7 protein-coding genes are annotated in these 9,559 nt (G+C 45.5%); all 7 read right to left on the reverse strand.

The features are described 5' to 3' along the window. Positions 1–149 precede the first annotated feature (149 nt). On the reverse strand, positions 150–320 hold the full coding sequence (locus EV211_RS10775) for a hypothetical protein (protein ID WP_166635439.1): 171 nt from the start codon (positions 318–320) through the stop codon (positions 150–152). A gap of 473 nt (positions 321–793) precedes the next feature. Further along, positions 794–1,681, reverse strand: a complete 888-nt coding sequence (locus EV211_RS09930; protein ID WP_133529280.1) for a tyrosine-type recombinase/integrase — start codon at positions 1,679–1,681, stop codon at positions 794–796. Between the two features lie 308 nt (positions 1,682–1,989). Further along, positions 1,990–2,493, reverse strand: a complete 504-nt coding sequence (locus EV211_RS09935; protein WP_133529281.1) for a hypothetical protein — start codon at positions 2,491–2,493, stop codon at positions 1,990–1,992. A gap of 574 nt (positions 2,494–3,067) precedes the next feature. After that, positions 3,068–4,147 (reverse strand): butyrate kinase, encoded by a 1,080-nt coding sequence (gene buk / locus EV211_RS09940; protein ID WP_133529282.1) that lies wholly within the window; start codon positions 4,145–4,147, stop codon positions 3,068–3,070. Positions 4,148–4,183: 36 nt separating this feature from the next. Beyond that, the gene (locus EV211_RS09945; RefSeq protein ID WP_207668019.1) at positions 4,184–5,953 is read right to left on the reverse strand and encodes a phosphoenolpyruvate carboxykinase (GTP); all 1,770 of its coding nucleotides are present in this window, start codon (positions 5,951–5,953) and stop codon (positions 4,184–4,186) included. Positions 5,954–6,180: 227 nt separating this feature from the next. Continuing rightward, positions 6,181–7,416, reverse strand: coding sequence for an HD-GYP domain-containing protein (locus tag EV211_RS09950; RefSeq protein ID WP_166635440.1), 1,236 nt, complete (start codon positions 7,414–7,416; stop codon positions 6,181–6,183). 1,264 nt (positions 7,417–8,680) lie between these two features. After that, the coding region (locus tag EV211_RS09960) for an alanine racemase (RefSeq protein WP_133529284.1) at positions 8,681–9,559 on the reverse strand (879 nt) is incomplete at its 5' end.

Consider the following 9,559-nt stretch of genomic DNA (forward strand, 5'->3'; position numbering starts at 1 on the left):
CCTGTTGATGCTTTATTTGTTGTACTCTCTTTTACTTCAAAACTATTTTAAAGCTTTTTCTGTTTTTCTATTGACTATTCATAGTTGGTCTCCTTGTTCTCCTTGATCGAACACTTTCATACGCCGGCATACCCGGCCATTACACCAATCTATATAAACCCCTTTAATGATAAGTACTGCCGCAGTTCTCTGCTTCCCCTGAAATCACTACGACAAAATCGCAGAAACCTTCGGTGTCTCCACCCATCTCTGCGTACATTTATAGCGATAATGCAACCGCTGGTTATGCTATTATTCTTTCCTTCTTCTCTGATATTCATTCTACACACTCCAAATTTTAATATCTTCTGCTCAACACACTGCCTCTGAATAAATGCTGTTTACCGGAGCAACCACTTTCAAATGGCTCCGGGTGTACTACGTACAACATAATATTTATTATGTTATATAAAGACATAAAAAAATCAGGCATCTTCCCTATTACAGGAGATCCTGAGATGAATAAACCTATACGTTAATGCTTATGATCAGTGCAAAAAACTTTATTGAAGTTTATGATCAAAAGGGTCTGTTTACGTTACAATAAAACGAAAATCACTCTTTCCATATCCTTCAGATGGATAATCATATGGTTATCAAGCGGTTATCTATATGCAAAAATATGCACAATTATGAAAATTTTTAAAATATTGATTCGTTTTGCTTGACTTGTATTTGAAAGTATGATAATTTTATTAGACAGACAATTCACATAATGTGAATCGAGCAACATAATAAATATTATGTTGTTTTTTTATGCGCAGCTCTGCGCCCCGCTATCGGGAGCCATCAGATCCAGCCTCGATATATCCTTCTTAAATGACGAACCCGGGGATGCTGTATATATTCTAGTAGCGCTTATGCTGCTATGTCCGAGAATATCGGCAAGGCCTGCAAGATTCTTGGTCAGCCTGTAGAAAGTCCTGGCAAACAGATGCCGCAGATTGTGCGGATAAATTTTGTTCGCATCGACCCCGGCCTCACAAGCCAGAGCCTTCATCTCTTTCCATATGCCGCTGCGGTCGATTGCCCGTCCGTTCCTTGTGACAAATATCTCTCCCGTGCTGATGCCTTTCTCTTCTGCGTATGCAAGTACCTTACTGCGCAGATCGTTGGTTATGATTATGGTTCTCTCTTTTCCTTTATTTACTATATCCACAGTTCCTCTTCTGACCATTTCCACTGTGAAGCTCCTAACCTCGCTGACTCTTGCTCCTGTGGTGGCCAGTGTCTCCATTATCATGGCTATCTGCGGTCTTCTGAGCCTTCTGGCTGCAGCTACCAGTTTCAGATAGTCCTTCCTTGTCAGTTCCTTATTCTCATCGAGGAAGAGTTTCTTCTGTACTTTCAGGCTCTTCACTTTCAGATCGGGCGCTCCGACAAATTCCAGATAGCAGTTCACTGCCGCCAGCATGGAATTGACGCTGGATGTCTTATATCCGCCTATGAGTTCCCTCTTATATTCAAGGAGTTCCTGCTTGTCGAAGGTATCTCTGCCTTCTATAGTCTCCGAGAACTTCCTTACATCTCTGGTATACTTCTCTATAGTGGCGTCTGATCTTTCCTGTTCATATAGATAGACCTTGAACGCCTCGATATCACTTTCTGTGATACTGCCTATTTCTCTTCTGGATATTTCCATTTCGCCTCCACATTCACATACTATTTCCCAAGTTACACAATTAATGAAGCTTACACAATCAGCCCCACTTTAGTTTACAACACTGTGGCTTATATAACAATATGATCTGCGGGGACTTAACCTCTACAAATAAAAATGCCGGCTGTGGTTTATGTGAACCCTGTCGGCATTCTTGGCATTTATTCATCAACCACTTTCTATTATCAGTATAACTCAATTAATTTTTTATTGGGGTTTTCTGCCTAAGTGGTAGCATAAACGGCCTAAGTTACGTTTATTTTCTTTTCTGAAGGCTTATTGGACGTAAATTACCTATCTCTAAGTTCTTCTATTTCCTCCTTGCTAAGACCTGTAACTCTGGAAATGAGCATAATGTCCAATCCCTCTTTCAGCATAGCAAGCGCAGTACTTTCCTTGCCTTCGGAATATCCAGCATCCTTGCCTTCGGAGAACCCGGCACTATACTGCTCATTAAGCTTATCATCTAATGTATGCAAAACCTGCCTCCTCTCTGCTGTGTTCAGCTCCCTGACCCGCTCATGAATTTCAGTAATAAGCTGGTCATCTTCACAGCATTCCATATTACGTATATACCTGAACAACTTTTCCAGACCTTCTGGCACGTTTTTCCCTGTATATGCTGTATTTAACATTATTGTACAATTCCCATCGCCTAAATTCAAGTCTAATTTATCTGAACAGCGCATGTCGAACTTATAAACAGACATGTCTTCTCCGAAGGTGTCAAATGTACAGATAAAAATAACATACGAAGGCTTAAGCTTATTGAAGGCAACTCCCTTATGTAACATTGCCGTGTCAACAGCTGCATGATAATATCGACTACGTTTAGGTAGACTGATATACCGTTTTCAATGACATATTGCGTGGTCAGATCGAATATATTGGCACCGTTCTCGTTTGGCTGGTCACCATCGCCGTCCACCACACGTATCTCTCCGATTTGCTTATCCGGAAATATCCGCTCCAACAAATGCCTGGAAATATCAGGATCCTGCATTACCAGATTGAATACGATGTCGTTAGTTATCGGAAATTCGATGATGTTGTCTTCAGTCGCTGTCCCCTGAGATTTACTGATTACTTTCTCTTCTTTCATTTTTTGTTTTCCTTTCTGTCTTACATTTTATAGTATTTATGTAATGTATATACATTACTACCATTGTATGGGGAAAGCAAGCTCTATATTTAGAACGATTATGAAATAAGCCCAAACCAAAAAAATACCGACTGAAGTCGCATAAGCTTCACCCGGTATTTTTATTCTATTTATCAACCACTTTCTGATTACAGTATAACCAGAAATCCGACTTTGTGTTTATTTCTGCCTAAGTGGTAGCATAAACGGCCTAAGTTACGGTAAGTCTACAGTATCTTAGTTTCCTCTTCACCCTTCAGCATACGCAGTGTGCCGTTAGCCAGGGCTTCCATTTCCTTCTCTCCCGGCATGACCTCGATAGGAGCAATATGTCCGCAGTACTTCTTTATCTCATCGGTCAGCCTCTCGGAATAAGCAACTCCGCCAGTCAGAATGATCACGTCAACCTTGCCTTCAAGAGCGCATGACAACCCTGCGATAGATTTTGCTACCTGGAAAGCCATTGCCTCATAAATCATAGCTGCATAATGATCGCCGTCGTCTATCATTTTCTCAACATCTCTGCAATCCTTGGTGCCAAGGTATGAATACAGTCCGCCTTTGCCTGCGATGAGTTTCTCCATGTCTTCCTCAGTGTGCTTGCCGTCGAAGCAGAGCTTGTTGAACAGAAGCAATGGAACGCCGCCGGATCTTTCCGGTGCCATCGGACCGTCATCGTATGCGGCAACATCTATAACTTTGCCGTGTCTCATAGCGTTAGCAGTAGTACCTCCGCCCATGTGGCAGTTGATGAAGTTCATGTCCTTGTAATCTTTGCCCTTTGACTTAGCATAGCTTATAGCCATCGCTCTGGAATTGAGCAGATGCGTAGCTCCATACTTTTCTATCTCGGATATACCTGTGATCTTGGCAATGTCCAGAAGGTCGCAGCCCATAGTTGAGTCGTAAATGTATGAAGGGATGCCCAGAGGCTCGGCAATTGAGTATGCCAGCAGTGCTCCAAGGCTGGATGCGTGCTGAGGCAGCTCAGGGCTTGCCATCTTATTATACATCTTCTCATTGATCTGATATCCGCCGCCTTCAAGGCCGAAGAGCATTCCTCCTCTGCCGACTACAGCTGTGATATTCTTCAGATCATAGCCCGCCTTATCCAGCAGGTTCAGGATCATTTCCTTTCTGTAGTTCTTCTGAGAAGCTACAGTAGGGAATTCCAGTATCTTCTGTTCATCGTGTACGACATTTTCCTCGTAAGCGATATCCTTGTTGTCATTGGTGAAGATGGTGATCTTCGTCGATGTTGAACCAGGATTAACTACTAATATGTCTTTGATTTCTTTAGCGTCCATATTTTCTTAGTTCTCCTTTTCATTAATAATTATTATTTAAAGTGCTTCCACACCCTTTTTCAGCGCATCGAATGCTTCATTGATCTCGTCCGGCAGCTTGTCGAACTGGCTGTAGAATTCCTCTATGCCCTTGATCTCATCCTGCCAGGTCTCCTTGTCTATGGCCAGAAGTTTCTTCAGATCTTCTGCGTCCAAATCCAAGTCCGTAGTATCTATGTCTTCAGGTCTTGGCTCGTAGCCCAGAGGTGTCTCTACGGCATCAGCCTCTCCCTTGCATCTTGCCAGCATCCACAAAAGTACTCTCAGGTTGTCTCCGAATCCCGGCCAGATGAACTCGTCTTTCTCATCTGTCCTGAACCAGTTTACATGGAAAATCTTCGGTGGGTCTGACATCTTCTTGCCCATGTCTATCCAGTGCTGGAAGTAGTCGCTCATATTATATCCGCAGAAGGGTATCATAGCCATAGGATCGTGTCTTACGACTCCTACCTGCCCCTTGGCTGCTGCTGTTGTCTCTGACGTCATGGCCGATCCGACGAATACGCCGTGATCCCAGCTCTTGGACTGATAAACCAGCGGCTCTGCCTTGGCGCGTCTTCCTCCGAATACGATGGCGTCGATTGGAACTCCTTCGCCTGTGAAAAACTCGTCGGCAATTGTCGGGCAGTTCTCTGCCGGTGCTGTGAATCTCGAATTAGGATGTGCTCCCTTCTCCGTAGATGTCTTGCCGTTCCAAGGGTTGCCTAGCCAGTCCTCTCCATTCTCAGGAGGGTTCTTATCCAGTTTCTCCCACCATACTGTATTGTCGTCCAGATTTCTGGCCACATTGGTGAATATAGTGTTCTTTCTGGTGGTCTTAAGTGCGTTAGGATTGGACTTCTCATTAGTTCCCGGCGCAACTCCGAAGAATCCATTCTCAGGATTGACTGCGTACAGTCTGCCGTCATCGCCAACTCTCAGCCATGAAATATCATCGCCTACAGTCTGGATCTTATAGCCCATTTTCTTGAAATAATCCGGAGGCGTCAGCATGGCAAGATTCGTTTTACCGCAGGCGCTCGGGAATGCTCCGCAAACGTAGTGTTTCTCTCCGTTAGGAGCCTCTATCTTCAGTATAAGCATATGCTCGGCCATCCAGCCTTCCTTCCTGCCCAGGAATGAACCTATGCGCAGGGCCAGGCACTTCTTGCCCAGAAGTACGTTCCCGCCGTAAGCGGAATTGATCGACCAGATGGTATTGTCCTCAGGGAAATGTACGATGTACTTTTCCTTCTCATTGACCTGAGCTTTGGAATGCAGGCATTTGGTAAAGTCAGCTCCGGCGTTAAGCTTGTCGATGATCGGCTGGCCCACGCGGGTCATGATCGCCATACTGAGAACTACATAAATGGAATCTGTAAGCTCAACTCCGTATTTGGCGAAGTCCGTGCCTACAACTCCCATCGAAAAAGGAATAGCATACATAACTCTGCCCTTCATGGAGCCGTCGAAAAGTTTACGCAGCTTAGCGTACATTTCGACAGGTGCCATCCAATGGTTGGTAGGTCCTGCATCCTCTTCCTTGCGAGTGCATATAAGTGTTCTTTTCTCGTCTCTTGCAACGTCTTTCGGGTTAGTTCTGTAGTAGAGGCATCCCGGTAGCTTCTCTTCATTCAAAGCTATCATCTCGCCGGTCTTAAGGGCGACTTTCTTAATCTCCTCAAGCTGCTCATCGCTGCCGTCTATCCAAACGACCTCATCCGGTTTGGTCATCTCAGCCATTTCCCTGACCCAATTATTGACTGTCTCATTCGTTACCATTGTCATAAAATCTCTCCTTTATCTCATCATTACAACAATATCAAGGCCTCCCGCTGCAGGGGCCTTAGAATTAAATCATACGAATATTGTATACCAGAAGTACCGTTTTGTCACGCAATTTACGGAAGTTCTTAGGCCCATAATCACAAAAATCCGGCACTTGTCATTGTGCCGGACTACAATATTGCTTTTAGTTGAATTTTTGCGAGTTTTGCGCATCTTTCCAAGGTGAATCAGCTAGCCTTCTGCGTGGCATCTCCGCCTAAGCATCTGTCCATGTCTTCCACAATTCCCCCGTCCAGTTTGCCTCTGGCGACTTCCTTTCGCATTATGGCCATAGTCGCCTCGTGGCTCATGCCGTCCTTATATGGCCTCGCCTCAGTCAAAGCCTGGTAAATGTCTACGCAGGCCATCATGCGCTCTATTTTGTTCAGCTGCCGGCCTTCGATCCCGAAAGGATAGCCGCTGCCGTCCAGTTTCTCGTGATGCAGGGCCGCCCAGTCTCTGATACTGCCGACGCCTTTGATCCTGCCGAGGATCTCCCAGGTGCCGTAAGCGTGATTTTTCATCTGGGTAAATTCGCCGTCGGTGAGTTTGGCCGGCTTTTCCAGGATGTCGTTGTCTATGGTCAGCTTACCGATGTCGTGCAAAGCCCCCGCAAAGTATATCCTGGCCACGGTTTCTTCGCTCAGGCCATAGTACTGGGCCAGGGTTTTCGCCTTATTTGCCACGCCCAGGGAGTGGGCGCAGGTAAAGGATGATTTATAGTCGATGATTTTCGCAAACATGGCCGCGATGCCTGCCAGGTCCTCGTCCGTGTAATCTACAGGGATCACGGGCAAAGCTCTCCTTAGGAGTTTGTCTATGTAGTCGTTGTCCATGCGGCTGAGTTCTCCGTAGGTCGCCACCGCACAAAAAGCATCTGCCACGTCTCCTGCGAACCTGCTGTCTCTGCCGGCGTTGACGAATTCCAATATCTTGCCGTATTTGGTGTAGTTCATTTGGCTGATGTCGAAAATCACATCTACAACATCTGCAATATGTATCAGTTGGGCAAACATCGGGGTGTTTTCAGCCTTAAGCCCGAAAGGCCCGCTGCCGTCTGCCTCTTCATGATGATACAATATTGATTGCGCAGCTTCTTTATCTTTATAGAAAGGAAGTGATCTGACATTTTCTTCACCCATTACGCAATGTTCCTTAAGTGTGAAGGCATTCTTATCATTTATGATGTCTATCCCCTTGTTGAGTTCGCTTTGGCTGTATTCCGTCAATGCGTTGTCATGAAGCACAGCACTGGCCGCCAGATTCAAAAGTTCCTTATTCTCGTAGCCCATGAGTTTCCCCATCTTTACAGCCAAATAAGCCACTCGCCTGGAATGGTCCACAGTGGCTCCCAGTATTTCTCCTTCTACATGATCCAGCGCATCCGCCAAAGCATAGAGCAGATCATTGATACTGATCTTCATAATCACTACCTCACACATTTGATTTCATATAGGCCTTCGCCTGTAGGCTGCCGACTGTTCCGCTGCCGGCTATTCCGCTGCCGGCTGTACTTCTGCCGGCTGTACTTCTGCCGGCTGTACTTCTGCCGGCTGTACTTCTGCCGGCTGTACTTCTGCCGGCTATTCCGCCTATTTCCGGCGGCTCTACAGTTTGCAGTTATTTATAGGTTATTTAATTATATCACTATAAATCCTACAGTGCAAGTACCAAATAACTCCCAGCAGCAGTTGCCTATTGTTCCATCAATGGTACGATATATACATTTTTCTATGCAACAAAAAACAGCCTGTTTTTATTTCTACAGGCTGCTGTTATCAAGTCTATCCAAGACTATCGTGCCTCTGTCCCCTGTGATTTCAACGGTCACACGATCTCGCTAGTCATATGGATCATTCTGATTTGCATTTCTCCAAAATGTTTTCCTTGGGAAATATACATTTTCCAAACACCGAAATGTTCTCCAAGCATATTTTCCTTATCGTAACTATGCAAATCCATCTGGTTTGCGCACCACTGATTTGCATACCACTGATTTGCATACCACTGATTAAAACGCTGCGCACCACTGATTTGCGTACCACCGGTTAAAACATTGCGCGCAAGGATCACAGTGATATTTGAAGTGATGTGGCGCGTTCAAATTTTCCGATGAGGCTCCGCGCAAGAATTGGCTTGATAATTGAGGCTCTGTGGCATGCAACCCGGATTCCCTGAGGCTTCGCGCAAGGATCACTAGAATAATAATAACAATGTGGCGGGAGCCCTTAGTATCAGTCACTTCTGATAGACTATTCCGCCACATTGATAAAGTTTTATATGGAATTCTTGCGCGTCGGCCTTGTTAAAACCGGCAATCCGCCACACAGACTCTATTTTGACTCTGATTCTTGCGCGCGAGACTTTGAAATGACGCTTGCGCGCCACACGAGCTGCTTTTTGAGGCCGATTCTTGCACGCCCCGAAAACAGACCCCGACGATTTTTGCACGCCCCGAAAACAGACTCTGGCGATTCTTGCGCCGATACTGGCCTCCTGATTTATACACGGCCCCATGCATAAACCCATGCATAGACTCTTGCATAGACTCTTGCATAAACCCATGCATAGACCCATGCATAAACTCATGCATAAAGGTACCATTGTTGGAACAATACCCAACTGCTATATCCAAGTTATACGGAAGCACTTATTTACCTAGGGAGCACTCTGAGCCGGCGACCGCCCCTATTTCACGTATTCCTTTTCTACATAAGGACTTGTTGCAGTCTTCAGCATGCCGCCGTAGCCGAGCTCGAACTCGACTACGTCGCCCACCTTGTAATTTTTATCGCAATGCGTAACATCCAGAATAGTATGATCCGAACTTCCGCCCATGATCTCCATCTGAGGATCACGAGGCGTCATACTGTCCAGATCCGTGTCCTGCTTGCCAACTGCAATGATTGCTCTCTTCATTATCCCACGGTCTTCATAATATGGCTTTTGGCCGAACGCATCCACGCCCACTTCGCCGATCGGAAGAGAAGGCTTCTCCTTCAGCTCAACGATCTGAGCCTGAAGAACCACTGTATCTCCAACAGTTCCAGGCAGATCAGTTTCATAAGCCGTATCATTTCCAAGAAGGAAAGATTCACCCAAGCGCAGGTTGTTGATGCCTGAAGGCATCTCGCCTTTGTCTATAAGATAAATGGAGCTGGAGTTTCCTCCCGACACCATATTCAGCTTGATATCATACTTTGCCTCTATTTTGCGAGCAATTTCGACCAGCTGCGACAGATTATCCTTCTTAGGAATTATCGCGCCGTAGCATGTCAGATTAACTGCGATGCCGTAAAGATTCAGGTTCTTCATTCCAAGAACCGCCTCAACAGCTTCCCAAATCAGATCCTCGTTCTTGAAGAAGATTCCCTCACGAAGATCTCCCAGATCGATCATGAGGACAACATTGTGGACTATTCCTGCTTTGGCCGCAGCCGAATCGAGCAAACGCAGTGTCGATATCTCTGAGTGAGCTGGTACAATATAGTTGTAATACGTCTGTGACTTTTGTAAAATATAGTTATTATGAAAGGAGCACATCATGACACACTTTGAACCAGAAGT

Source organism: Aminicella lysinilytica (assembly GCF_004362975.1).
GTDB lineage: Bacteria > Bacillota > Clostridia > Peptostreptococcales > Anaerovoracaceae > Aminicella > Aminicella lysinilytica.

Excerpts from the sequence above, each read along its gene's own strand:
- EV211_RS10775 (WP_166635439.1), bottom strand. The coding sequence starts at position 320 with ATGAATATCAGAGAAGAAGGAAAGAATAATAGCATAACCAGCGGTTGC.
- EV211_RS09930 (WP_133529280.1), bottom strand. The coding sequence starts at position 1,681 with ATGGAAATATCCAGAAGAGAAATAGGCAGTATCACAGAAAGTGATATC.
- EV211_RS09935 (WP_133529281.1), bottom strand. The coding sequence starts at position 2,493 with ATGTTACATAAGGGAGTTGCCTTCAATAAGCTTAAGCCTTCGTATGTT.
- buk (WP_133529282.1), bottom strand. The coding sequence starts at position 4,147 with ATGGACGCTAAAGAAATCAAAGACATATTAGTAGTTAATCCTGGTTCA.
- EV211_RS09945 (WP_207668019.1), bottom strand. The coding sequence starts at position 5,953 with ATGACAATGGTAACGAATGAGACAGTCAATAATTGGGTCAGGGAAATG.
- EV211_RS09950 (WP_166635440.1), bottom strand. The coding sequence starts at position 7,416 with ATGAAGATCAGTATCAATGATCTGCTCTATGCTTTGGCGGATGCGCTG.